This window comes from Paenibacillus barengoltzii G22, assembly GCF_000403375.2.
In the GTDB taxonomy this organism is placed as follows: Bacteria; Bacillota; Bacilli; order Paenibacillales; family Paenibacillaceae; genus Fontibacillus; species Fontibacillus barengoltzii.
In genome coordinates this window covers 1,722,986-1,749,312 of record NZ_KE159652.1, presented here as the reverse complement: position 1 = coordinate 1,749,312, position 26,327 = coordinate 1,722,986, and the positions used below count along the sequence as shown (strand labels likewise).

General features: G+C 50.9%; 22 protein-coding genes. 17 read left to right on the top strand and 5 right to left on the bottom strand.

The window, feature by feature from the left end; all coding sequences use genetic code 11:
* The first annotated feature begins 18 nt into the window (after positions 1-18).
* The 11 genes from C812_RS08145 to C812_RS08095 all read left to right on the top strand — a co-directional run bounded on the left by C812_RS08145 (position 19) and on the right by C812_RS08095 (position 12,108).
* Positions 19-417: an NUDIX hydrolase gene (locus C812_RS08145; protein ID WP_016312191.1), complete on the top strand. Its 399-nt coding sequence runs from the start codon at positions 19-21 to the stop codon at positions 415-417.
* A gap of 17 nt (positions 418-434) precedes the next feature.
* Positions 435-911 carry a GNAT family N-acetyltransferase gene (locus C812_RS08140; protein ID WP_016312190.1) on the top strand — a complete coding sequence of 159 codons (477 nt, stop codon included), beginning with the start codon at positions 435-437 and terminating at the stop codon, positions 909-911.
* Positions 912-1,107: 196 nt separating this feature from the next.
* Entirely contained in the window at positions 1,108-4,785 is a 3,678-nt protein-coding gene (locus C812_RS08135; RefSeq protein ID WP_016312189.1) for a nitrate reductase subunit alpha, read from the top strand.
* The gene (narH, locus tag C812_RS08130; RefSeq protein WP_016312188.1) at positions 4,775-6,322 is read left to right on the top strand and encodes a nitrate reductase subunit beta; all 1,548 of its coding nucleotides are present in this window, start codon (positions 4,775-4,777) and stop codon (positions 6,320-6,322) included. Before C812_RS08135 ends, narH begins: the two co-directional genes overlap by 11 nt.
* Positions 6,315-6,890: a nitrate reductase molybdenum cofactor assembly chaperone gene (narJ, locus tag C812_RS08125; RefSeq protein WP_009223280.1), complete on the top strand. Its 576-nt coding sequence runs from the start codon at positions 6,315-6,317 to the stop codon at positions 6,888-6,890. Before narH ends, narJ begins: the two co-directional genes overlap by 8 nt.
* Positions 6,877-7,575 carry a respiratory nitrate reductase subunit gamma gene (narI, locus tag C812_RS08120; RefSeq protein WP_016312187.1) on the top strand — a complete coding sequence of 233 codons (699 nt, stop codon included), beginning with the start codon at positions 6,877-6,879 and terminating at the stop codon, positions 7,573-7,575. Before narJ ends, narI begins: the two co-directional genes overlap by 14 nt.
* Positions 7,576-7,601: 26 nt before the next feature.
* Positions 7,602-8,060 carry a GAF domain-containing protein gene (locus C812_RS08115; protein WP_016312186.1) on the top strand — a complete coding sequence of 153 codons (459 nt, stop codon included), beginning with the start codon at positions 7,602-7,604 and terminating at the stop codon, positions 8,058-8,060.
* Entirely contained in the window at positions 8,057-9,118 is a 1,062-nt protein-coding gene (locus C812_RS08110; RefSeq protein ID WP_016312185.1) for a sensor histidine kinase, read from the top strand. The genes C812_RS08115 and C812_RS08110 overlap by 4 nt, the downstream gene beginning before the upstream one ends.
* Before the next feature lie 47 nt (positions 9,119-9,165).
* Positions 9,166-9,813, top strand: coding sequence for a response regulator (locus C812_RS08105; protein ID WP_016312184.1), 648 nt, complete (start codon positions 9,166-9,168; stop codon positions 9,811-9,813).
* Positions 9,814-10,153: 340 nt separating this feature from the next.
* Positions 10,154-11,656 carry a nitrate/nitrite transporter gene (locus C812_RS08100; RefSeq protein WP_036624843.1) on the top strand — a complete coding sequence of 501 codons (1,503 nt, stop codon included), beginning with the start codon at positions 10,154-10,156 and terminating at the stop codon, positions 11,654-11,656.
* Between the two features lie 38 nt (positions 11,657-11,694).
* A complete protein-coding gene (locus C812_RS08095; protein WP_016312181.1) occupies positions 11,695-12,108 on the top strand; it encodes a hemerythrin domain-containing protein in 414 nt (137 codons plus the stop codon).
* Between the two features lie 69 nt (positions 12,109-12,177).
* Here C812_RS08095 and C812_RS08090 read toward each other — a convergent pair whose 3' ends face one another.
* Both C812_RS08090 and C812_RS08085 read right to left on the bottom strand, forming a co-directional pair.
* Positions 12,178-12,684 carry a DUF3231 family protein gene (locus C812_RS08090; RefSeq protein WP_009223288.1) on the bottom strand — a complete coding sequence of 169 codons (507 nt, stop codon included), beginning with the start codon at positions 12,682-12,684 and terminating at the stop codon, positions 12,178-12,180.
* Positions 12,685-12,900: 216 nt separating this feature from the next.
* The gene (locus tag C812_RS08085; protein ID WP_016312180.1) at positions 12,901-13,803 is read right to left on the bottom strand and encodes an aldo/keto reductase; all 903 of its coding nucleotides are present in this window, start codon (positions 13,801-13,803) and stop codon (positions 12,901-12,903) included.
* A gap of 405 nt (positions 13,804-14,208) precedes the next feature.
* On the opposite strand from C812_RS08085, the gene C812_RS08080 reads away from it, so the two are divergent.
* The gene (locus C812_RS08080) at positions 14,209-15,453 is read left to right on the top strand and encodes an IS110 family RNA-guided transposase (RefSeq protein WP_016312179.1); all 1,245 of its coding nucleotides are present in this window, start codon (positions 14,209-14,211) and stop codon (positions 15,451-15,453) included.
* A gap of 231 nt (positions 15,454-15,684) precedes the next feature.
* Here C812_RS08080 and C812_RS08075 read toward each other — a convergent pair whose 3' ends face one another.
* Positions 15,685-16,860 (bottom strand): hypothetical protein, encoded by a 1,176-nt coding sequence (locus C812_RS08075; RefSeq protein ID WP_009223290.1) that lies wholly within the window; start codon positions 16,858-16,860, stop codon positions 15,685-15,687.
* Between the two features lie 129 nt (positions 16,861-16,989).
* Positions 16,990-18,180 carry a M14 family metallopeptidase gene (locus C812_RS08070; protein ID WP_016312178.1) on the bottom strand — a complete coding sequence of 397 codons (1,191 nt, stop codon included), beginning with the start codon at positions 18,178-18,180 and terminating at the stop codon, positions 16,990-16,992.
* A 193-nt stretch (positions 18,181-18,373) separates the two neighbouring features.
* Here C812_RS08070 and bioB point away from each other — a divergent pair, with 193 nt between their 5' ends.
* The 5 genes from bioB (at position 18,374) to C812_RS08045 (ending at position 23,940) form a co-directional block, all read left to right on the top strand.
* Positions 18,374-19,378, top strand: coding sequence for a biotin synthase BioB (gene bioB / locus C812_RS08065; RefSeq protein ID WP_016312177.1), 1,005 nt, complete (start codon positions 18,374-18,376; stop codon positions 19,376-19,378).
* 76 nt (positions 19,379-19,454) lie between these two features.
* Positions 19,455-20,147: a response regulator transcription factor gene (locus tag C812_RS08060; protein WP_036624840.1), complete on the top strand. Its 693-nt coding sequence runs from the start codon at positions 19,455-19,457 to the stop codon at positions 20,145-20,147.
* Positions 20,144-21,151 carry a sensor histidine kinase gene (locus C812_RS08055; RefSeq protein WP_016312175.1) on the top strand — a complete coding sequence of 336 codons (1,008 nt, stop codon included), beginning with the start codon at positions 20,144-20,146 and terminating at the stop codon, positions 21,149-21,151. The genes C812_RS08060 and C812_RS08055 overlap by 4 nt, the downstream gene beginning before the upstream one ends.
* 99 nt (positions 21,152-21,250) lie before the next feature.
* Positions 21,251-22,006, top strand: a complete 756-nt coding sequence (locus C812_RS08050) for an ABC transporter ATP-binding protein (RefSeq protein ID WP_016312174.1) — start codon at positions 21,251-21,253, stop codon at positions 22,004-22,006.
* Positions 22,003-23,940, top strand: coding sequence for an ABC transporter permease (locus C812_RS08045; protein WP_016312173.1), 1,938 nt, complete (start codon positions 22,003-22,005; stop codon positions 23,938-23,940). The genes C812_RS08050 and C812_RS08045 overlap by 4 nt, the downstream gene beginning before the upstream one ends.
* Positions 23,941-24,010: 70 nt before the next feature.
* Here C812_RS08045 and C812_RS08040 read toward each other — a convergent pair whose 3' ends face one another.
* A complete protein-coding gene (locus C812_RS08040; protein ID WP_016312172.1) occupies positions 24,011-26,062 on the bottom strand; it encodes a GxGYxYP domain-containing protein in 2,052 nt (683 codons plus the stop codon).
* Between the last annotated feature and the right edge of the window lie 265 nt (positions 26,063-26,327).

Below are 26,327 nucleotides of genomic sequence, written 5' to 3'. Positions count from 1 at the left end.
GAGTTAGGGGCGTCTAGTATGGAGGGAAACATCGATAAAATCGCCTGGATTCACCTGCGGGATGGTCGCATGTTAAATGTCCGTTCGAAGGGGAAAGAGCTGTTTTATGTGCCAGGCGGCAAAAGAGAACCAGGCGAGTCCGATCCCGAAACTTTGCAACGAGAGATTCAAGAGGAGTTATCCGTGACCGTAAAGCCGAATACGATCAACTATTTTGCAACGTTTGAAGCGCAAGCTGACGGCAAGCTCGAAGGGGTACTTGTACGGATGAACTGTTACTTTGCGGAGGTCGAAGGCGAGCTTCAACCCGCTTCCGAGATCGAGGAAATGGCTTGGCTCAGCTATGAGGAGCGCGATCGGACATCACTGGTCAGTCGGATGATCTTCGACAAGCTCCATGAGATGAATCTTCTATAACGGAAGGATGGACGACGATGATCATTAGACCTATCCAATCGGAGGACAATGCAGAGATTGAAGCGGTAATCCGCGATTGTCTGATTGAGTTCGGCGGGAACCGAGAAGGGCTGGCTTGGCAGGACGACAGCCTTCGCGCGCTTTCCCGCTATTATGAGCCAGAGGGAAGAGCTTACTGGGTCGTGGAGAAAGATGGCCGGGTGATCGGAGGAGCTGGGATTGCCCCGTTTGCTGATTCCAGCGAGGTGTGCGAGCTGCAGAAAATGTATTTGCGGCAAGAAATCCGCGGGACCGGGATCGCAGCCCAGTTGCTGGCGACCTGCTTAGACTTTGCCAAGCGTCATTATAAGCAATGTTATCTGGAAACGCTGCAGACGATGGAGGCGGCGAACCGTTTTTACCGCAAGCATGGCTTCCGGAAGCTGGAAGTTCCGCTAGCCGGCTCCGAGCATTTTGCCTGTGACGCCTGGTACATCATGGATCTTCATTCCTAACGAATACTGAGATTTGTTCTTCAAAAAACGCCATTTGGGCGTTTTTTTGTCGTTATAGGGCGTTCACCGACAAGCCGAGGGATTTCCCTGATGGGAAAGCAAGTGAAATTCGTTTCATAATGGAGTCAGAAGCTCGAATACCATTGATTCCCCATCAAAAGGCATTCATTTGGGCGATGAAGGAGTGAACACTTCCGTGAAACGAAGATCAGGACTTAGCTTTTTTAAGAAGCCGGAAACGATCTCGGGGAAATGGACCAAGATCGAAGAGAAAAGCCGGGAATGGGAAAATATGTACCGCGGCCGCTGGTCGCATGATAAAGTTGTGCGCACGACGCACGGGGTGAACTGCACCGGCTCTTGCAGCTGGAAGGTGTTCGTGAAGAACGGCATCATCACCTGGGAAAATCAACAGATTGATTACCCGTCCTGCGGACCGGATATGCCCGAGTTTGAACCGCGCGGCTGCCCACGGGGCGCCTCGTTCTCGTGGTACGAGTACAGCCCGCTGCGGGTAAAATACCCTTATATGCGCGGGAAGCTGCTGCGCTTGTGGCGCGAGGCAATGACCAAGTCTCAAGGGAATCCCGTGCAAGCTTGGGCGAGCATCGTGGATAATCCAGAAGCTGCAAGATCCTATAAGCAAGCTCGCGGGAAAGGCGGACATGTGCGCGTGACCTGGGAAGAAGCGTCCCAGCTGATTTCAGCCCAAATCCTTTATACCATTAAAAAATATGGGCCTGACCGAATTGCTGGATTTACACCGATTCCAGCGATGTCAATGATCAGCTACGCTTCGGGCGCGCGGTTCATCTCATTGCTGGGCGGCGAAATGCTTAGCTTCTACGACTGGTACGCTGATCTGCCGCCGGCTTCGCCGCAAATCTGGGGCGAGCAAACCGATGTACCGGAATCATCCGACTGGTATAACGCCGGATATTTGATCATGTGGGGCTCCAATGTGCCGCTTACGCGGACCCCGGATGCCCACTTTATGACTGAAGTTCGCTACAAAGGAACCAAGGTGGTGTCCGTAGCGCCGGACCATGCGGAGAACGTCAAATTTGCCGATAACTGGCTCGCGCCGCATCCGGGTACAGACGCTGCGGTTGCCCAAGCGATGACCCACGTCATCCTTGACGAGTTCTATGTGAAGCGTCAAGAACCGATGTTCTTGAATTATGCCAAACAATACACGGACATGCCGTTCCTCATATTGTTGGATCCGCATGAAGGTGGATATAAGGCTGGACGTTTCCTGCGGGCCAGCGATCTGGGGCAGGCGACGGAGCATGCCGAATGGAAGCCGGTCATTTACGACGAGGCGGCTGGAGAGCTGATCGTTCCGAACGGAACGATGGGCCAACGTTGGGAGAAGGACGTGAAGTGGAATCTGATTCTGGAGCGGGAAGACGGCACCCGGATCGAACCGGCGCTGTCGTTCGAACCGCACGGCGGAGAATGGACAGAAATTGTCTTCCCTTACTTCGATGCGGCAGGCAACGGCACGTTTACTCGGTCGATTCCGGCCAAAACGATCACTTTAGCAGACGGCAGCACCCGATTGGCTGCGACTGTCTATGATTTGATGCTTAGTCAATATGGCGTGAACCGCCCTGGCAGCACCCATACCGCCAAAGGGTACGATGATGCGGAATCGCACTATACGCCTGCATGGCAAGAGCGCATTACCGGTGTGAAGGCATCGCTGGTGGTGCAAATCGCACGCGAGTTCGCGCAGAACGCGCTGGATACTGGCGGCCGTTCGATGATCATTATGGGCGCCGGGATTAACCACTGGTTCAACAGCGATACGATCTATCGCTCCATTCTGAACCTGGTTGTGTTGACAGCATCCCAGGGCGTGAACGGCGGCGGCTGGGCCCACTATGTCGGGCAGGAGAAATGCCGGCCGATTGAAGGGTGGTCGACAATCGCGTTTGCCCGCGATTGGCAGGCACCGCCGCGGCTGCAAAACGCGACATCGTTCTTCTATTTTGCTACAGACCAATGGAAATACGAGGAGATGAGCGCGGAATCGCTGAAATCGCCAACCGGCGGGGAGATTCCGTACCGTCATCCAGCGGACTACAATGTGCTGGCTGCCCGACTGGGCTGGCTGCCATCGTACCCGCAGTTTAATAAGAACAGTCTATCGTTCGCCGAAGAAGCGGCGGCTCAAGGCAAAACCGATAATACGGACATCATCAAGCATGCTTATGAGCAAGTGGTGTCAGGCGAAACGAAGTTTGCGGTGGAAGACCCGGATGCGCCGGAGAACTTCCCGCGTACGCTGTTTGTCTGGCGGTCGAACCTGATCTCCAGTTCGGCGAAAGGGCAAGAGTTCTTCATGAAACATCTGCTCGGCACGCATAATGGGTTGTTATCCAGTCCGAACGAAGAGGAGAAGCCGGAGGAAATCGTTTGGCGTGATGAAGTGGAAGGCAAGCTGGATCTGCTAGTGGCACTGGATTTCCGGATGACAGCGACCCCGATGTATGCCGATATCGTCCTGCCTGCCGCAACTTGGTATGAGAAGGTCGACCTGTCCTCAACCGACATGCACCCGTTCGTGCATCCGTTTAACCCGGCGATCGATCCGCTGTGGGAATCGCGGACAGACTGGGACATTTACCGGTCGCTGGCCAGCGTCTTGTCTGAGATGGCGAAGGAACATATGCCGGGCGTATACAAAGACGTAGTTTCCTCTCCGCTGGGTCACGACTCGATGGCTGAAATTTCCCAGCCATATGGGGAAATGAAGGATTGGAAGCGCGGTGAAGTCAAGCCAATACTTGGCAAAACGATGCCTAGCTTTACCGTGGTTGAGCGCGATTATACGAAGATCTACGACAAGTACATCACGCTGGGACCCAACCTGGAATCTGGCAAGGTGGGCGCGCACGGGGTCAGCTTCTCCGTGAAGGAAGAATACGAGGAACTGAAAAAGATCAACGGCGCTTACACCGATGATACGATCAAAAACGGTCGTCCGAAGCTGCGTACCGCAAGACAAGCGGCCAATGCAGTGCTGCACCTGTCCTCGGCAACAAACGGCAAAGTTTCGCAGAGAGCTTGGGAATCGGCTGAACAGGATACCGGCGTGGAGTTGAAGGATATCTCTGCAGATCTTGCGGCGGAACGCATCACCTTTGCGAACATTACCGCACAGCCTCGCGAGGTCATCCCAACTCCGGTATTCAGCGGTTCGAACAAATCAGGACGCCGGTATTCGCCGTTTACAACGAATATTGAACGGTTGGTGCCGTTCCGGACGTTAACGGGACGCCAGCATTTTTATCTGGATCATCAGATCTTCCTGCAATTCGGCGAGGCGCTGCCTGTTTACAAACCAACACTGCCGCCGATGGTGTTTGGTCCACGGGACAAACAGGTTGAGGGCGGCAAGGATGCACTTGTCCTGCGCTACTTAACACCGCACGGGAAATGGAACATCCATAGCACCTATCAGGATAACCTGCACATGCTGACCCTGTTCCGCGGCGGGCCTACCGTATGGATCAACAATGAGGATGCCGAAGCGCATCAAATTAATGATAACGATTGGCTGGAGGTCTATAACCGTAATGGCGTTGTTACGGCTAGAGCCGTAGTCAGCCACCGGATGCCCAAGGGCACGATGTTTATGTATCACGCCCAAGACAAACACATTAACGTTCCTGGTTCGGAAATTACGGGTGAGCGAGGCGGCAGCCATAATGCGCCGACGCGAATCCATTTGAAGCCAACGCAGCTCGTTGGGGGCTATGCCCAGCTTAGCTATGGTTTCAACTATTACGGACCTATCGGCAACCAGCGCGATGTGTACGTTGCCGTGCGCAAACTGAAGGAGGTTGACTGGCTTGAAGATTAAAGCGCAAATCGCCATGGTGATGAACCTGGACAAATGCATCGGCTGTCATACCTGCAGTGTGACCTGTAAGAGCACCTGGACGAACCGGGAAGGCGCCGATTATATGTGGTTTAACAACGTTGAAACGAAGCCGGGGATCGGTTATCCGAAACGTTGGGAAGACCAAGAGCATTACAAAGGCGGCTGGACGCTGCGTAACGGGAAGCTGGAGCTGAAATCCGGCAGCAAGCTGTCCAAGATCGCGCTCGGTAAAATTTTCTATAACCCGGATATGCCGGAAATGAAAGACTACTACGAGCCTTGGACTTATGATTACGAGAAGCTGACGAATTCGGGCGAGAAGAAGCACCAGCCTGTGGCCCGTCCGAAATCCGCCGTTACCGGCGACACGATGGACCTGGATTGGGGGCCGAACTGGGAAGACGATCTGGCCGGCGGCCATATCACCGGACCAAAGGACCCAAACATCGAGAAGATCGAAGAGGACATCAAGTTCAACTTCGAACAGTCGTTTATGATGTACTTGCCTCGTCTATGCGAGCATTGCTTAAATCCAAGCTGCGTTGCTTCCTGTCCATCCGGCGCAATTTATAAACGTGATGAGGACGGCATCGTCCTCGTCGACCAGGAAGCTTGCCGCGGCTGGCGTTATTGCATGACAGGTTGCCCATACAAGAAGGTTTACTTTAACTGGAAAACCAACAAAGCGGAAAAATGCACATTCTGCTTCCCAAGAATCGAAGCGGGACTTCCAACCGTGTGCTCCGAAACCTGCACCGGACGTATCCGTTATCTAGGCGTGCTGTTGTATGATGCGGATCGCGTGCAAGAAGCGGCATCTACCCTGGATGAGAAGGATTTGTACGAAGCTCAGCTAAGCCTGTTCCTTGATCCAAATGATCCGAAGATCATCGAGCAAGCCCGCAAAGATGGACTTTCTGAAGAATGGATTGAAGCGGCGCAAAATTCGCCGGTCTATAAGCTGGCCATCGAATATAAACTGGCCTTCCCGCTGCATCCAGAATACCGGACGCTGCCAATGGTGTGGTACGTACCGCCGCTCAGCCCGATCATGAGCCATTTTGAAGGCAAGGATTCGATTCAGAACCCGGATCTCATCTTCCCGGCAATTGAGGAAATGAGAACGCCGATTCAATACCTGGCGAATCTGCTGACGGCTGGGGACACGGAAACGGTAAAAATCGCTCTGCAACGGATGGCAATGATGCGCCAATACCAACGCGCACAATTCTCCAAGCAGCCGTTTGACGAGAAACGATTGGATCGCGTGGGGCTGACCGCACAACAGGTTGAAGAAATGTACCGTTTGCTGGCGATCGCGAAATATGAGGATCGGTTCGTCATTCCAACCTCGCATAAGGAGGGGTACATGGACCCGTACCGGGCCCAAGGCACCGCCGGATTTGGCATAGATTGTGACGGCTGCGGTCCTGCCACTCCGATTCCGGCGAGCGCCGGCAAGAGTGGACGGGATCTGTATGAACAAAACTTCTACGGGGGGATCTGGCGTGATTGATCTGGTGAAACTGGATGCACATCGCGAGTTGTTCGGCTTTTTTGCCGGGCAGCTCGTTTACCCCGACAAGGAGACGTTCGCTTCCATTCAGGAGGGTGGGGAAGAGGCATTCCCTGCTTCCGTCATGGAGCCGGTGTCGAAATACCGGGAACAGATGCTTGCACGCAGCATGGAAGAGATCGAGGAGCTTTACGTCGATACATTTGATTTTGAGAAGTCGTCAACGCTGTATATGACGTATTTCAAATATGAAGATTCTAAAGATCGCGGACAACTGCTGACCTCGCTTAAATTGGTTTACGAGATGTTTGGCATGGAGATGGTGGACCGGGAGCTGCCGGATTTTCTGCCGCTGATGCTGGAGTTTTTGTATGCGGCCGATTGGCTCCATCATCCGCATGGCTTAATGGCGATGCAGACGGTAATCTCGATTTTGGAGGACGGAACTTACCAATTAATGAAGTCGCTGGAGTCGAAGGGGAACCCTTATTATCCGTTAATCAAAGCCCTTCGGGAAACGTTTAAGCTGTGTTTGTCGCAGGAGGTGAAAGTCCATGAGCCTGTTTGAGCAATTTCTATGGGTGATTTTTCCTTATCTCTGTGTGGTCACGTTCGTGGTGGGGCATATCTTCCGTTACCGCTACGACCAGTTTAACTGGACGGCCAAATCTAGTGAGTTCATCGAGAAAAAACGGCTGATGCTCGGCAGCCTCCTGTTTCATATCGGCATTATCCCGGTTATTATGGGGCACGTAGCCGGGCTGGGGATTCCGAAGGCATGGATGAATGCGATTGGCGTCAACGAGCATTTGTATCATATCGGGGCGATGTATGGCGGTGGATTTTTTGGCGTGGTGACGTTTGCCGGAATGCTGATTCTGACAGCCCGTCGATTGACGATGAAAAACGTGCGCCGGCTCAGCTCCGCATCGGATATGATCGTTAACGGATTGCTGCTGTTTATCGTTTTTATGGGGATGTACTCTACGCTGGTGACAAATAACGTGCAGCCGGACTTTGACTATCGGGAGACGATATCCATTTGGTTCCGCAATTTGTTGATCTTGCGTCCGGAAGCCAGCTATATGTCAGAGGTGCCGATCACGTTCCAAATCCACATTTTAGCAGGGTTTATCATCTTTGCTCTGTGGCCGTTTACCCGGCTCGTTCATGTGTGGAGCGTCCCCTTGAATTATGCCCGGAGAAGCTATATCCTTTATAGGAAGAATCGCTCGCATTCTGCGGGACGTTAAGGATTTGAGATTAGGGAGACGAGTTCATGAAACCAACCTCCGGTTGCTACCAGGTGATGATCGATCAATTAAGAGAGCAGATGGGGTATGACTTTGTGTCGCTGGCCTTTGCGGAATCGGCGATCAAAGATTTTGTGCTTACTTGGAAATACGCTTCAGGCAATTTGAATAACCGTTACAAACGGATCGTACTCCAGTCGGGTAAGGGGGTTGCCGGCATCGTGTTCAAAACCGGCAGCCCCATGCTGGTTCCCCGTGTAGACGAAGTGCTTCAGCCGCAAGAGATGTACAATTTTCCGATCTTGCTCTCGGAGCGATTAACCAGCTTGGCTGCACTCCCGTTATATTTGGCGGATCGGGTGGAAGGCGTGCTCTTGGCGGGCTACCGGGGAGAGCAGCGGATGTCCCAGGAAGATTTGCTCCAGCTGTATGAATGGCTGCAAGGCCAGTTTGGTGATTTTGAGATCAAGGAGCTGATCCCATGAATCCGTTATCCTTGAACGTACCCATCGAGCTTCTGCAGAAGCAGTATGAGCAAAGCTCCGATGCCATCATTTTCTTTGATGCACAGCATCGGATCATGGCGATGAATCCTCAGGCCGAGAAGCTGCTGGATCGCCGGGTGCTGGAGGAATCGGCGGAGAGCGATCGCAACGCTTTCTGCTTCTCCTGCCGCGGCTATACCAGTGAAGAGGAGCCCGTGTCCTGCATCAACTGCTATCTTTCAAATGCGGAGAAGGATTTCAGCTCCTTTCAGCTTTATTTGGAGACCAAGACGAAAGGCGTCGTCCCGTTTTCGGCCAGTTTTCAGACGGTGGACCAAGCGTCGGGGGTTCGGGTGCTGATCTTGCGCGATCTGACGAATCCCATCATGACGCAGCAAATGCTGAACCGCAATACTATGATGAAGAGCATTATTAAAGCCCAGGAGGATGAACGCAAGCGGATCTCCCGCGAGTTGCACGATAGTGTCGCTCAAGAGTTGATCAGCTCGCTGGTGGATCTTCGGGTGTTGAAATATTTGAATGTGCAAGAGGAAGCCTTGCAGAAAATCCAACAAACGGAGGCTTCGCTCACCCGATTGTTGGAGCAAATTCGCAATCTATCGGTGGAGCTGCGTCCAGCCTCCTTGGACGATCTTGGTCTGGATGCGGCTTTTCGTTCACATTTCAAATGGATTGAGAAGAACTACGGGGTCGTCGTGCGTTTTGTGGCAGAGCTAGGCGGTCAGCGTTTTAACAGTGAGGTTGAGACGGTCGTCTACCGGGTATGTCAGGAATCCGTGCTGAACGCGCTGAAATATGCCAACGTAGACGAGATTGACGTCCGTCTATTTGCTTCCGAGCATACGCTGGAGCTTGTCGTTTCCGATCAGGGATGCGGATTTGACGTGAATGCAAACGATCCGAAGGGAACCGGACTTGGCATTTATGGAATGAAAGAACGGGCAGAGCTGGTTGGCGGAGAAATCACCGTGACTTCGCAGCGGGGAAGAGGAACGACCGTTCATTTGCGGATTCCGTTGGCTGCCGTTACCCCGTAATGGTGCTGCAAACGTAAGGATTTTGCTTGGATAGGGAGGTATGGATCGTGAAAGTAGTAATCGCGGATGATCATGCGGTCGTCCGAAGCGGTTTTGCGATGATTATAAATTTTCAAGAGGATATGGAGGTCGTGGCGACGGCCGCAGACGGGATTGAAGCATACAAAATGGTAGCCAAACATCGCCCTGACATCCTGTTGATGGATCTCAGCATGCCTCCAGGCGAAAGCGGCTTGATCGCGACGGCCAAAATCCATGAGGATTTTCCCGAAACGAGTATTATTATCCTCACGATGCACGATGACGAGGAGTATTTATTTCATGTGCTTAAGAAAGGCGCCAGAGGGTATGTCTTAAAAAATTCGCCGGATGAGCAACTCGTCTCAGCCATTCGCATGGTGCATCAAGGAGGGGTTTATATCCATCCGAAGCTCGCCTCCTCCCTTGTCCGAGAATTCGTTAGCCAAGATCAGCAAGCCGATGAGAACAACCCTTACCAGTTGTTGTCTACCCGTGAGGTTGAGATTCTGCCGCTGGTCGCCAAAGGCTACGGAAATAAAGAAATCGCTGAAATGCTGCACATCTCCGTCAAAACGGTAGAGGCCCATAAAGCCAAAATTATGGAGAAGCTGAATTTGAAATCAAGACCTGAACTGGTGGAATACGCAATTAAGAAGAAGCTGCTGGATTTCTAATGGAGGCTTATGACATGGAACGAGGAACACTGTTAAGCGAAACGCCCGCCATGCGTATTCTAGAGAACGAGCACCGTTATTTGGCTAGTTTGATCGGCGGAACAAGAGCAGTTGAATCAGGAGCTTTACACGTTAATTGTTGAATAGTTTTCCAATAAAATGTACAGCCCATAATCATTATCCAATGGTTATGGGCATTTTTGTGACCAAACCGGGCGGATAGGGAGTTTCCCTGGGCAAACGGGGGAAAACCCTATACAGGCTCCCAAAGCGGATCAGCTACAATACGAGTGGGGAAATCAATGGTCATTCAGAAGTCATTTTGGAAAAGGTGATCGATTTGATAAAAAAAGTTCAGTTACCGCTACAAACACTCAATTTGATCGTCGGTTTTGCCGTATGGGTCATTATCTCGTCCCTCGTATCTTTCATGGGCGAGGACATTCAAATCCCAGCCGATAAGGTCGCGATCATAACGGCTATTCCTGTCGTATTGGGTTCCGTTTTGCGTATCCCGCTGGGGTATTACGCGAATATTTTCGGGGCAAGGTTGGTTTTTCTAATTAGTTTCATTTTGCTGTTGTTTCCGGTGTTCTACATCAGTGAGGCGAACTCTTACGTCGATTTGATCATCGGCGGGTTGTTCCTCGGCATCGGCGGCGCCGTCTTCTCCGTAGGCGTCACTTCGCTGCCGAAATATTATCCGAAGGAGCGTCATGGTCTGGTCAACGGCGTGTACGGTCTCGGAAATCTGGGGACGGCCGTGACCTCGTTCTCCGCACCGGTCATCGCGACGCAAATCGGTTGGTCGGCGACGGTCAAGCTGTACTTGATTCTTCTGCTGGCTTTTGCAGCGTTAAATCTTTTCTTTGGTGACCGTAAAGAGCCGAAGGTGAAAACGGCCATGATGGAACAAATCAAAGGCGTTTATAAGAATGAAAAGCTTTGGTTGTTCTCGCTGTTGTACTTTATTACGTTTGGTTCGTTCGTTGCGTTTACCGTCTATTTGCCCAATTTCCTGGTGACGAACTTTGAACTTACCAAGGTGGATGCAGGGATGCGTACCGCCGGATTTATCGCTTTGGCGACCTTTATGCGTCCGGTTGGCGGTTGGCTGGCGGACCGGTTTAATGCTTTGATGCTGTTGATCGTCATCTTTTCCGGGTTTACGCTTGCGGCTATCGTGCTGGCGTTCTCACCGACATTCACTTTGTACACCATCGGTTGTCTGGTAATCGCAATTGTTGCCGGCGCAGGAAATGGTGTCATCTTTAAGTTGGTTCCACAATATTTCAATAAGCAGGCTGGGATCGTCAACGGGATCGTGTCCATGATGGGCGGCCTGGGCGGATTCTTCCCGCCGCTGCTATTGTCCTATATCCATTCCGTAACCGGTCAGTACTCCATCGGTTTCATGCTGCTGTCGCAGGTCGCTTTGGCCAGCTTGATTCTCGTACTCTGGATGATTTATTCCGATAAGCTGAGTTTGTCTTCGGAAGTCTTCAACAATACAGCGCAAGGGATTCTGGTCACCGACCCGAAAGGCACCATTGTGGCTGTGAATCCGGCGTTTACTGCAGTAACCGGGTTTAGTCAAGAGGAAGCGTTAGGGAAGAAGCCGAATATTCTGCGAGCGAATCGACAAGCCCCGGATTTCTATGACCGCATGTGGAAGAGCATTAAAGAAACCGGCATCTGGCAGGGGGAGATTTGGAATAAGCGCAAAAACGGTGAGATCTACTTACAGTGGCTGAATATCAGCACGGTTAAAGACGAAACCGGTGAGGATATCCGCTATGTCGGAACATTCTCTGAGCTTCCAAAGGGAAAGGCGGAGAAGTAACGAATCCAGATTACATCAGAGAATAGGGGGAGAATCCAATGCCGGTTGGTCCATCGCTGCGGCAACTCCATGCCCATCAGGCCATTCATGACGGCGGCTTGGCAGGGGCGAAGTCAAAAACGGAGGAAGTTGAGCGTTTCTACGCCAGCGGAGATCTGGAGTTGGCAGAGCAGGCAACGAATGAATTGTTGGGATACTGGGAGTCGCGGATTCTGAGTCATGCGGATGCAGAAGAAGACGGCTTCTATCAAGAAGTAACTGAGAAGAATCCAGACCTCCAGGAGGCGGTCGTGCAATTAAAACGCGATCATGAACTGATGCGAATCGTCGTTCGCAGCATTCACGAATTGCGAGAGACCTCTGGTTGGAGCGCGGCTATTTTACACAAGCTTTATGCTTTGCTGGAGATCAATGAAATCCACAGCAGGGAAGAAGAAAGGTTATTGTTTTAGTGAAATAGGAAAAAGCGATTAAGCAGCGGGTCTGTTTAATCGCTTTTTTTCATGACTTGTAAACACGAATTACTCTGGTTTTTTGAGTTGCAGAGGCGGAGGAACCAGCCAGCCCTTTTCCTTGCTCATCCGTAAGATTCTAAGCCCCAATGCGGTTTTGGTGGCATGGTATTTTGCAAACAACGCGCCGATATCCTCTCGGATCGATAACCCCATGGCTCCGCTGCAACCGGCCAAAGAAGCTGCAGTATCCATGGCGATTTTCGCGGCGATCTCCGCATCGGCAAATCTGGCTCCTGGTGGAATATCCTCAAGCTTCGTTTCCGGTCGTTCCGGCAACATGGGGGAGGGGGTGATCCCATTGTCCGTCAACAGCTTGTCCAGTTCTTTAATCTCCAATTTAGCCTGATCCATCAGGTCCTTTAGAATCTCTTTCAGATCTTTGTCACCCGCATGGTACGTGAACAGCTGGTAGCAGGATAACATCATTTTTGCTGCCATCGAACTTTCCCATATCGTGAAAATTTCACCGTAGTGCATTGGCTCATGCTTCGGATTCCCGTCTAACACACCCATGAAGAAATCTCCTTTGCTTCGTCATTTTTGCTTACCGCACGTAGTATGTCTCTTTAAGTCGTGTTGTATGAAGCCGAAACTATGGGGCTAGTAAGGAACCGTGACAAATGATTAGTAGCCGCATAAAAAACAGACCCTTTGGTGAAGGGCTTCCCGTCACTAAACTCGAGTTAGCGAGGATGCTGTTCACTTATAGGGCCTGCTCTTATTTTGAGATTAACGGTGCAACGAATATTGATTGGCTTTACTTAAGCAGCGAATCAGCTCAACTTCCTCCGCACTTAATTCGGGAGCTTCTGCAGCAGCAAGATTTTGCAGCAGCTGTTCGCGTGAGCTGGCTCCCGGAATGACCACGGCAACCGCAGGATGGGCGAGGGAATAGCGGATAGCCAACTGAGTAAGGTTGCGCTCCGGCGTCTCCAGGTCCTGCAGTTTGCGGCGCAGTTCACGGAGTTCATCCAGCTCGTAATCCAGCACACCTTTGGCGGGTTCGCGGTTCGCTGCCAGCGCACCGCTGGCTAATGGCCCTCGAGCTATTACGCTGATCTGATGCTCTTGCAGCAGGGGGAACACTTCTTCTTCGCCGCGCCGGTCTACGATACTGTACTGGTTCATGACGCTGACGATGGACGAGCGAGAGACATATTCCCGGATGACATTCGGGCGGATGGAAGATATCCCGTACTCGCGGATGACGCCTTCCTGCTTCAGTTGTTCAAACGCTTCGATCGTGTCATCGATGGGATCCTCGATCGTCCCGCCGTGCAGTTGATACAAATCGATATAATTGGTGCCGAGCCGGCGCAGACTATCTTTCACTGCTGAGAGGATATACGCTTTGGACGCATCCCAGACCCAGCCGTCTTGTCCAGGAATCCGCCGATTTCCGACTTTGGTTGCCAGAATAACACGATCCCGACGCCCCTTAATTGCCTTGCCGACGATCTCTTCATTGGTTCCGGCGTCGTACAAATCAGCGGTGTCGAGAAAGTTGACGCCCCGGTCCAACGCCTCGTGAATCAGGCCAATCGCTTTGGATTCCTCCGTCCCTAGCGACATGCATCCCAGCCCGATTTCACTGACAATCAGCTCGGAGTTGCCTAAACGGTTCATTTTCATTTTCTAGACTCCTCGTATAGTATCTTTAAAAAGCTCTTTTAGGTTCATTTCCATCCCCCCGGGGGATGGAAAACAGCCTCCAAATTTTCAGCTTGTTCTTTGAAAATTCTATCAGGGACTGGACTTTCCGGTATGCCTCTGGACAATGGAACGTAGGGTCCATTCGGGGAAATCCTTCTGCCTCCAGTAGCATCGTCTACTCCTTAAGTCTGTTTCTCCGGTACGCGTCTGAGCTTCTTACCCGCTGGCTGTTCCCTTCGGCATCCCATGCCCGGTTTTAGCAGATCCGGGGCAGCTCATGGCCCGAAGTGTGTCCTCATACGCGAGGGTGATAGATCTGCGCGTGCGCCGGAGGCATCCCGGAGCGTCCATTCCCTGAATCCCTAGCGAAAGGAGGAATTTCACTTGAAGCTTTTTGTCGGTATTGACGTGAGCTCGCAAGAGCTCGAAGCGTGTTTCATGAACGCTGACGGTGACAAGCTTGAGACACTCACCGTCAAAAACAATTTGAATGGCGCCTCGCACTTGCGTGACCAAATCGTCGCTGCAGCGAACAAGTTGGCCGTCACCGAGATTCACATCGGCTTGGAAGCCACTTCCGTCTACAGCTGGCACCCTGCCATGTACCTGCATCAGGATCCAGCGCTTCGAGAGCGCAAGGCCAAGGTGTTCACCTTGAACCCCAAGCTCATCAGCAAGTTCAGAGAAGCCTATGCGGATATGGACAAGACCGACCGGCTCGACGCCTGGGTCATTGCGGATCGCCTGCGCTTCGGCCGCCTGACGACCACCATCGTCATGCAGGAGCAGTATGTCGCCCTTCAACGCCTCACGCGCATGCGTTTCCACTTGGTCCATAACTTGGCTCGCGAGAAGCAGTACTTCTTGCAGAACCTGTTCTACAAGTGCAATGCGTTTACAACCGAGGTCGACAGCTCCGTGTTTGGCCATGCGCTCATGGAGATGCTCTCCGAGAAGTTCAGCCTCGATGACATCGCCGAGATGGACGTGGCCGATCTGGCCGACTATCTGCGGGACAAGGGACGCAATCGTTTCCCCGATCCCGAGCGGGTCGCCCGCTGCATTCAGCAAGCTGCCCGCGCCTCCTATCGGCTGTCCAAGGTCGTGGAGGATTCGATTGACCTGGTGCTCGGCACCTCCATCGAATCCATCCGCAGCATCCAGAAGCAGCTCAAGGATCTCGACAAAGCGATCGAGCGGGTCCTCGACGGCATTCAAGGCGCTCAGTGCTTGCTGTCAGTGCCCGGCATCGGCAAAGTCTATGCAGCCGGTCTGCTCGGCGAACTCGGCGATATTGAACGGTTCAAGGATCAAGCCGCCGTCGCCAAGTACGCAGGTCTGACGTGGCGCAGGCACCAGTCCGGCGTCTTCGAGGCGGAGGACACCGCCCGCATCAAATCCGGCAACCGATTCCTGCGCTACTACCTCGTTGAAGCTGCCAACTCGGTTAGGATGCGCGATGAAGAATTCGGTGAATATTACCGGAAGAAGTATCACGAAGTGCCCAAGAATCAACACAAACGCGCCCTCGTCTTAACGGCAAGAAAACTCGTGCGTCTGGTCGATGTGCTGCTACGCAGCGGCCAACTCTACACGCCTCGAAGGAAGGTGAATAGCGCCAAGGATTAACGCCTCCTTTGCCTTAGTCCTTCACGAATTCCCAGTAAAAATCTGGTATCTGACATGGTTTTTGGCTGGGTTTGGTTTGATGCGCCCTTTTTTCGTGACTCCGCGCTCAACAGGCACGGGAAATTTCCAATTCGATTAAATCAACAGCTTGACATCATACCGCTGGACTTATCAACTATCGTGGTTATTCTATTATATGAAAAATGCCCGTTTCTTCACAAATTTGATTTATCAATACATGGAATAGGGAAGCCATCCTGCAAGCATCTGGGTAACCATTAATGTATCGCGATCAATCAAGAAAGCTAGATGATAGAACTTATTCCATTCATTCCTGTGGTCATAGATATAATTTGCTTGGACAGCCTGAAATGTACCATCATCCTGGAGCATATAAAAATAGTCGGCTATCCCTTGTCCTGCATATCCCGTTGTACCGTAGGCTTCGAGTACGTCGAAGAGATTGCTGACGCCTAACTTGATCCCCAAGCTTGTGGTGATGGATTCATCCGTGCTTTCTACGTTCCATTGATCTACGGACCAATAATCCATTTTGTTCTCTTCATTAAAATGAACTGTTAGTAAGGGATAGATCTGTTTATTCATGATCCCGGATTCGCTAGTTTGCCCTAATGTTTTCTCAAGCTTTGTTCGTGTATCTCCTAGCCGTAATACGTCATCACCAATCTTAACCGTAAGCCCATCCGCCGGTAGATTAACCAAGCTAAAAGAAGGGAACGATTTCACTTCACTAGAATCTTCTGCGGAGAGTGCCTCTCTTGAAGAAAATTCAACTGGTCTCATTTCGAGCTTCATCATTCCGTTGACGGTTAAATGACGTAACAATTCAAGCGCTTCCGTTCTTGTCAGCTTGCGATCCTTATCGAACTGAGACAATGATGTCGGCTGTCCTGGAAGCCAACTGCGAGAAAGAGCATAGGCGAAGGCGTCCGACTCCTGGAAATTAAGCCCTTGTGCAGCAACAATGATTTGAATGGCTTGTCCTTGTGTAATTGGCGATTTTCTTGCACTCGGATCAATGACGCCTGCAGCCGGATATCGATACACTTTTGCCATCTGATATACTCCGTCCATCCAATCGTCGTTATAGGAAGCACTCGGCATCGCAAGGCCAAACCCCCGAAACATCATTTTCAAAAATTCAGCTTCACTTGCAAGCTGATCCGGCTTAACAGTTCCATCTGGAAAGCCATCAATAATATGCTGATTTGCTCCCCAACGAAATAATAGCTCCGCAGGGTGCTTGCGCAAGTCGGAAGGAGTAGTTTGAAATGGAGAAGAGTCGACCTCCAAGTCGAAGGTTGCGGGAGATTGACTGTGTACGGTTCCTTGACTAAGGAATGCTAAAATAACTAAAAAAACAGGAATTGAACAGATCTTTTTCATAACAACCTACCTTTCTGGAAATATCTTCTTTAACGTATATCGGAATCTAAAAGATAGGTCATTAGCGATAAAAAACACGGGACGCTCCTTTATTAGGAAAGTCCCGCACGCACACATTATAATCTTCGTTTACATATACAAGCTCGCCAGCAGGATCCCCAAGCTCTCCTCATAAATTTCGTCGAATTGAGATAACGGCAGGGGATTGACGCCGGTTCCAAGTTCGATCGTAAATCCAGGACGTTGGAAATCATAGATGAACCAATCCTTAAATCCGGCATAGCTTTCCACATTCCGGACCGGCTTGTAGCCGCTGACCCGGGCGAACTCGTTCACAATCGTCTCCGCATATGCTGGTTCGCGGTTCTCAAAGCCCCAGTAGATCTCTTCCCCTTGAGTGTGGAAAGCCAAGACATAATCAAAATCACTCTCCCTAACCAGGTTAGCCATCGCGATGGCTTCCGGTTCAGTCAACGGGGCAGTGCCCGGATAATCACGCGGTCCGCGTTCGACGGGATTTCTGGCAACCTCGCGTTCCCATAACGCCGGGAACTGATCGTTTAGATCCACGCCATTGATATTAGCCTTCCATCCCTGAAAATCGGTGCTTCCATCGTTGTAAGACAGCACATTGCTGCGGTAGGGTTCCTCAGAAGGCAATCCGTGGATCGCGAGATCCACGCCGTCTGGATTTACCATTGGTACTACGGAGAGGGTGGCACCTTCATAATAAGGCCACATTTGCAGACCGCGAATAGTGCTGTTATTCGTTAGCGCAAGCAGGTATTGATTCATAAATTTGATCAGCACCGGCGTCGTGATCCATTCATTTGCATGAAAAGCACCGTTTACATGCACTCGTTTGTTGCCTTTGCCGATGCGCAGTTCGGGGATCGGTTTGTTCATCACCGAATGGCCGATGTTCCGATATGCGATAAAAGGGTAAATGTCCATTAATCGGTTTAAATCTTCTCGTAAGGCGGCGTAATCATAGGGTTTACGGATGTCGACTACGAACCAGGTAACCCGCAGCGGAAGCTGCAACCGCTGGCCAATCGTGAGATGGTTTGGATTCACCGATTGATTCAGCAGCAGAATCACATCCAGAGGAACCCCGCGGTCTCTGGACAGCTTCCAGATGGAATCCCCGGCTTTCACCTTATATTCACTGGTGACAAAACCAGGGATATGGATGGTCTGACCCACATTTAAGCTCTCCGCTTGTATCCCTGGATTGGAATCCACAATCAACTGCAGCGGCAGTTGGAAAATTTGACTGTAATACCATAACGTATCCCCTGAACGCACTTGTACCCGCATAACCTATCCCTCCTGCACATTTTTGCCCTATAACACCCTATGTAGGAGAAAGCACGCTCCATGCAAAAAATAAAGGATTCCTGCTTCACAATCAGTAAGCTTTCCTGTAGACTTTATAAAGTCATATTGTTAACCAAAAAACAAATTTAAGGATAACAATAAAAAATTTAAACATAGAAAGCTGGGATTAGGAATGAACCAAGGCAAGACGGAAGGACAGAGCTGGGACACCTTCGCCAAAAAAGCTCTATGTGGTGAAGTACTAACATTGGAAGAGGGGTTGTCTGTACTACATGCCAGTCAAGATCAATTGCTGCCGTTGATGGATGCGGCTTATCGAGTGAGACGGTATTACTATGGCAATAAAGTGAAGCTCAACATGATCATCAATGCCAAAAGCGGGCTTTGCCCCGAAGATTGCGGGTACTGCTCGCAATCCTTGATCTCGACGGCTCCCATTTCAAAATATCCGCTGCTTAACAAGGAGACGTTGGTCGCTGGAGCGCGTGAAGCGTTGCAGCGCAAGGCGGGGACCTATTGCATCGTGGCATCGGGCAGAGGGCCTACTGATAAAGAGCTTAATCAGGTCGCGGAAGCAGTTGCTGAAATCCGCGCAACGATGCCGCTGAAAATTTGCGCTTGCCTTGGCATTCTCAGGGAGGAGCAGGCGGAGAAGCTCCGTGAAGCCGGAGTTCACCGCTACAACCACAATTTGAATACGAGCCGGGCGAACTATAAGTCGATCACTACGACTCATACCTACGATCAACGCGTGGCAACAGTGGAAACGGCACGAGCGCATGGCTTGTCTCCATGTTCCGGCGTGATTATCGGCATGGGTGAATCGGATGAGGAAATCGTGGAGATGGCTTTGGCATTGCGCGAATTGGATGCCGATTCGATTCCGATCAACTTCCTGAATGCGATCCCGGGGACACCGCTTGAAGGTTCTGAGCGGGTGCCGGCGCTTAAAGCACTGAAGGTATTAGCGTTGTTCCGTTTCATTTGTCCAACGAAGGAAATCCGAGTGGCGGGCGGCCGTGAGATCAGTCTCCGTACGCTGCAACCGCTATCCTTGTATGCGGCCAATTCGATCTTTGTAGGCGACTACATGACGACGAAGGGGCAGGATGTCACCTTGGATCACCAAATGATTGAGGATCTAGGCTTTGAGATTGAAGAAACTGCGGTTTCATAAAATAGAAAGATAGCGCCACGTCACGTTATCCGGTAAACTGGATGAAGGAAAGAATCCTAATAACGTGGTGATTCGCTTGTTTCAAATCATGTTAATCGAAGACGATCCATCCTTATTTCAGGAAATCCGCGAACGACTGCAGCAATGGTCTTATGGAGTGCATGGCGTTCGGGATTTCGGCAATGTGCTGGAGGAGCTTACGGCGGTTCGTCCGGACCTGGTTCTGATTGATATCCAGCTGCCCAAATTTGATGGGTTTCATTGGTGCCGACAAATCCGTGCCCGTTCCAACGTGCCGATCATTTTCTTATCTTCCCGCGACCATCCCGCCGATATGGTGATGTCCATGCAGCTGGGAGCGGATGACTTTGTTCAGAAGCCGTTCCATTTCGAAGTGCTGATTGCCAAAATCCAGGCGACGCTTCGACGGGTTTACAATTATAATACCGAACGCGTTGAGCTGCGAACGTGGCGCGGAGCGACAATCGAATATGGGCGCAACACCGTCACGGCAGAGCAGGGGACAGTTGAGTTAACGAAGAACGAGATGCTCATCCTCAAGCTGCTGGTGGAGCAGAAGAATCGCATCGTCAGCCGCGAGGAGCTGATCCGCAGTTTATGGGACAATGAGCATTTCGTCAGCGACAATACCTTAACCGTCAACGTAAATCGGCTGCGCAAGAAGCTGGAGGACCTCGGGCTGGACGCTTATATCGAGACCAAGGTAGGTCAAGGATATATGGCCACCGAAGGGGTTCACGTGTTATGATCGGCCAATATTTGCGCGAGCGCCTCAGCTGGATCCTGCTCGTCCTCGGCCTGCAGCTGCTGCTCCTCTTCGTCGCCGCCATCGACCGGACGATTCCGTTTCTGCCGATGCTGTATATCGTTTTCTTATCGGTCTTGGGATTTGGGGCATTTCTACTGATTCGGTATCCGAAGGAAACTCGGTTTTATCAAAGCCTGTCGAACTGGGACGACACCTATGATTTGAGCGTCATCTCTGAGCCGGAAACCCCGCTGGAGGGAATCGTTATGGACCGGATCAGCGGGCAAACGGACAAGTTCCGCAAGGAGACATCGCAGCTTGTCGCCCAGCTGGAAGAGGAGAAGGATGAGCTGATGGCCTGGATTCATGAGGTGAAAACACCGCTCACCGCCATGCGCCTGATGATCGATCGAATGGGGAACGAGCCGCTCAAAGAGCAGCTTCACCTGGAGTGGCTGCGCATCCACCTGCTGCTGGACCGCCAGCTGCACCAGAAGCGGATTCCGTTTATCGAGAACGATCTCTACATCGAACAGGTGAAGCTGGAGCCGCTGCTGGTTCAAGAGATCCGGGAACTACGAGCATGGTGCTTGCAAAAAGGCATCGGCTTTGACGTCCATCTGCCTGTTCAAGAAGTACTGACGGATGCAAAATGGCTGGCGTTTATCCTTCGGCAGCTGCTAACCAATGCGGTGAAATACAGCGATGCCTCCGATATCTCCGTAGAATCAGGGGTTTCACCGGAAGGACAGATCTGGCTATGCATCCGCGACAAAGGGCGGGGGATCGATGCCAAAGACCTGCCGCGTATCTTCGAGAAAGGATTTACCTCCACGCGGAATCATGAGGATCACGCGGCCACCGGTATGGGACTGTACTTGGTGAAAAAAGCGGCGGATTCCCTGTCGATCCGACTCCAGGTGGACTCGAAGCCCGGCGAAGGCACAGCGATGACGTTGGTCTTCCCAAGAAGTAATGCATACGTCCATATGCTGGGCATGTGACAACATTGTCACATGCCCATTTGTTTTGTTCGGGAAAACGCAGGAATTGTCTCTCCCGGGTAAGGTAAGATAAGGGCATGACCAAAGGAGTGATTGATCATGGTGATACTCGAAGCCAGCAAAATCCATAAAAGCTATGGCAACAAATTTAATCGTCAAGAAGTATTAAAGGGGATTGACCTGAACATAGAGAAGGGCGAATTCGTCAGCATTATGGGAGCGTCCGGCTCGGGCAAGACGACCTTACTAAATGTGCTTTCTTCGATCGATAAGGTCAGTCTCGGCAGCATTAAAATTGAAGGCAAAGAGTTCACGGGACTGAAGGAGAAGGAGTTGGCCGAATTCCGCAAATCCCATCTCGGCTTTATTTTTCAGGAATATAATCTGCTGGATACGTTAACCGTCAAGGAAAACGTGCTGTTGCCGCTTTCGATCAAAAAAGTCTCCCGCAAGGAGGCGGACCTGAAGTTTCAGGAGATCGCTACCGAGCTCGGCATTTACGAAATTAAAGACAAGTATCCCAACGAAATATCGGGGGGACAAAAGCAGCGGACTTCCGCCGCAAGGGCGTTTATCCACGATCCGAGCATTATTTTTGCCGATGAGCCAACGGGCGCGCTGGATTCGAAATCCGCTTCCGATCTGCTGAATAAGCTAAGTGAACTCAATCGAAAAATCGCGGCGACGATAATTATGGTCACCCATGATCCGGTGGCCGCAAGCTACACCAACCGCGTCGTATTTATCAAGGATGGACAAATTTATTCCCAACTGAATAAAGGCGACGAGTCGCGGCAGTCGTTCTTCAGCGACATCATCAAAGCGCAGGGCGTATTAGGCGGGGTGCAGGAATGAATCTGACCCATCTGATCTATCGAAATCTCAAGAAAAATCTTAAAAACTACTACTTGTATGTGTTCGCATTAATGTTCAGCGTGGCGCTTTATTTCGCATTTGTCACCTTGCAATATGACCCGGCTCTGGATGAGATCAAGGGGTCGGTAAAAGGGGCCGCCGGATTAAAAGCCGCATCGGTGTTGCTCATCGCAATTGTGTCCATCTTTCTGCTGTATGCGAACACCATCTTTATTAAGCGGCGGAGTAAGGAGATTGGTCTCTTTCAATTAATCGGGTTAACGAAAGGGAAGATCTTTGGCATCCTTAGTAGTGAAAACCTCATTCTTTATTTCGGTTCGATGTTCATCGGCATCTTCGTTGGTTTTTCCTGCTCTCGGTTGCTGCTATTGATCTTGTTCCAAATCATCGGAGTGGATGCCGAGGCAAGCCTGCGATTCTCTGTGCAAGCGCTGGTGCAGACCGTTGAAGTTTTTGCGGCTATCTACCTGCTGATCATGCTGATGAACTACATGTTCATCAAACGGCAAAGCATCTTGTCGCTGTTCCGAGTGACCTCCACTACGGAAAATGTGTATCGCAAAATGCCTTTATCCGAAGTGGTTATCGGCATTTTGGGTATCGGGCTAATTCTCTATGGGTACCGGATTTCGGCGGATTTGTTCAGCGGTGAGTACACGGAAATGCGAGAGCTCTTCCTCATCATGATTCAGATTCTAGGTTCGGTGATCATAGGTACGTATCTGTTTTATAAAGGTTCGGTTAGTTTTTTTTTCAATTTGGTTCGGAAGGCGAAAGGGGGATATCTCTCGTTAAATGAGGTGCTGTCCCTATCCTCAATTATGTTCCGTATGAAATTTAACGCGTTGCTGCTGACCATTATCACGACGGTGTCAGCACTGGCCATTGGTTTGTTGTCGCTCAGCTACATTTCTTATTACTCAACGGAAAAAAACGCTCAACAATCCGTACCTAATCATTTCGCGCTGTTAGATCCTAAAGACGTGGGTGCTTTCGAGCAGGCTCTGAAGGCGGCTGGCATCGAGACGCAGGAGACCCGGCGCCAGGTGGTTATCGCCGAAGCCGACCTCTCCAACCTGATTGGATCTGCACTAAGCGGGCAGAATAGCCAACTGACAACGTTGGCCGTCGTAGATGAACAAGAAGTTGCTGGGGTGAATCTGGAGTCTAAAGAAGCGCTGTTGGCTGGTTCAAGCAATTTGCTGGAGCAGTTCATGGGATTGCGGTCAAAAGGGGAAATGACGATACAAGGGAACTCCCAATCGATTCCCGTGACTGTGATCGATACGATGAAGGATGCGATTGTATCCCTTCATTTTTCTTCTGCATTGCCGTCAGTCATCCTCGATCATGCCGACTTCGAGCAACTCATGCAAGATATGAATCGGGAACTTCAAAGCTCCTACCAAGTCTATTATGGGATCGATGTTGCGAGTCCCGACTTGATGGAACAAGCTTACCAGATCTATCAGGAGTTAGACTTCGACAAGAAACCAGGCGCGATGTCTCAAACCGAGATCATTACGGAACAACGAAGCAACATGGGATTGATCATGTTTATTGTGGGTTTCCTCGGGTTAACGTTCCTGATCACTTCAGGCTGTATCCTATACTTCAAGCAAATGGGCGAAGGGGAAGAAGAGAAGCCAAGCTACACGATCTTACGCAAGCTGGGATTTACGCCAGGCAACCTGCTCCGAGGCATTCAATATAAGCAGTTGTTTAATTTTGGCATCCCGCTCGTTGTAGGTTTGTCGCATAGTTATTTTGCCGTCCGTTCCGGCTGGTTCTTATTCGGGACGGAGCTATGGACCCCGATGATCTTGGTCATGCTAATTTATACCATGCTGTACTCAATTTTCGGACTGTTGTCGGTTCTTTACTATAAAAGAGTGATCAAGGAATCGTTATAGGACAAAGAGCATACAAGCAAAGCAAGGCGGGAACGTCCTCATCGGACATTGCCCGCCTTATTTCATGGGGTTAAGGTTTCTTTGGAAGACCGTAAGCTTCCCGAATCAATGCAAAATAGGTATCGGCTAACACAACTTCAAATTCCGGTCCCAACGCTTCCGTGATCGCTGCTACGTCCGACGGTCTCATGCTCCAAGCATTGACCCCTACAGAAACGAACATGGGCGAGTTCCCGTCCCAGGCAGCCTTCGCATCATTCAAAATGTGAATTCCATCTCTGACGGTGGCCGTGCCTTTGAAATATGAAACGGGTAAATTGCCGTTGACGATCTCAACGTAATTGTCGCTGCCGCCGCCAAGGAACAGACCTGGTACTTTCAATTGTTTCACATAAGCTTCCGCTTTGGAGCCAGAGAGTGGAACGTCTCGCGAGTCTTGCCGGTTGATGACAAAAGGATACGACATGCCGGATTTCTTCAAATACGGGTAAGAATCCTTCATGAACTGGGCAAAACTCTCTTCCGGCCAAACCTGCGGACTGAAATAACCGGCTCCGGAAGGTCCGGCTACCAGCAGGTCGTTCTCCGTAGCAGTGGACTGGTAATAGTCTAGGACTGCAGGGGCTGCATCAACGAGCAGTGGGCTGGCTGACCAGTTCATCGGCACTTGACCGCGGGCAGGATCCTCCCAGAGATTGCGCATATGATTTTGATCGTACTGCAGGTTATCGCCTTCACCAAACGTGAAAGTCACGTAGATTTTGTTGTTCAGCTTCGGTGTTACCGGCTTGTTTGGCTTGACCGGCTTCGCTTTCGTCCCCGCCATGACCGTCATATTATGGAACCAGTCGGAAGGCAGGACATAAACGCCATAACTAGAGGTCAGGTCAACCCCGGCGATTTCGCCTTCAACGTCATTATCAAACCATCCCAAATACGGTGTTCCGGGTTCCACATCCGCTAAGATCCGTTCAAACAACGCTCTTTGCTCAGGTACTCCGCTGGAGAGCCAGAACACCATCGCTTTGTTGGCTACTGCGTAATCGCGGAGGTAACCGAACGGCTCCTTCGTTTCCGAGGACAGCGGCTTCACTTGGCTGGCAGAAACTTTAAATTGATTCCACATTTCGACGTTAACCGTTAAGTGTTGAGTCCCTGCCGGTGGAACAAATTCGTAGACAAAGTAGTTACCGTTGTCGGCAAACCGGTGGTCTGCTCCCGGCAAAAACTTGGAGCCGTGACGGTCATACAAGTACGGTTCTTCTTCCGGCGTACCGGTCTCAAAATGAACAATCTCCTGACCGTCTGCCAATACACTGATCTCATGCACGGCAGGGCCCCAACCGTCCTGGGTGTACGCATCTTGGAACCTCAGGTAGACAGCCTCTCCGCCTAAGAACTCGGTCAAATCCAGTTCATACGTTCTCCGATTGCTGGCATCCCGGATTTGCTCCGGTTCGGTGAGCACCGTGCGGAATGAATCCCAGTTATCCGGAGGGAGCGGGATGGACGTATTTGGACTGAGACCTACCAGCATCCGCTTTGTCGTTTGACTCCATAAATGCTCGTACTGCCAAGTATAGGCATCCATCCGATCCTCGAATTTCCCCTGCAGGTCCTCAACGACGCGCAAACGATAGGGGGCTGCAGCCAGTTCTTGGGCCAATTCTGGGCTCGCTACAACAGCGTCCTTCAAACCGGCGAGCGTCGTCGCTACGTTAATCGAATCGGGCACGGCCGGGTCATAGACGATGACGCCCTTAACCTCCTTGGCATACGTCTTGACGATGTCCAGCGGGTTTTCATGAATGTGATAAGGCACCTTGATATCGTTTAACCAAGGATCTTTCTCATTCTGCTGCACGTAAATTCGGGGTTCCTTGCGATTAACGATCCCTTGAAGCGTTGTCAGCAGAAGCTCGATGTCCCCGGGCTTGTCGTACACTTGAGCTACATCCAAGCGCTTAACTTTGGCGAAGGTAGGGAGCTCCTGATTCTTCGGCCATACGATACCGCTCTTCTTGTTTTGATCCGCTGAAACTGAGCTGTCCGCGGAGGCACCTAAAGGCATGGTTAAGGTACATACGAGTGCTAAACCAAGCGTGATCCATTTGCGCAACATTATTTCGACACCTCTCTTCTTAGGATAAAATGCGAAGTGACTTGTCCCAATCAATCCTTCGATATACCACCTCCTGATCGATTTGGATGGGATTGGAAGGGCTTACAAGCTATATTTAATATATGTTATTGTATATTTCAATAGCTTTGACAAAACTTCATAAGGATCGATAAAACTTTGCATATTCAGCGATGAGTTGACTTCATTCTAATGCGTTATCCGTCATCCTAGAGTCAAATCTTCGTCATTCAAAACACCAATCATT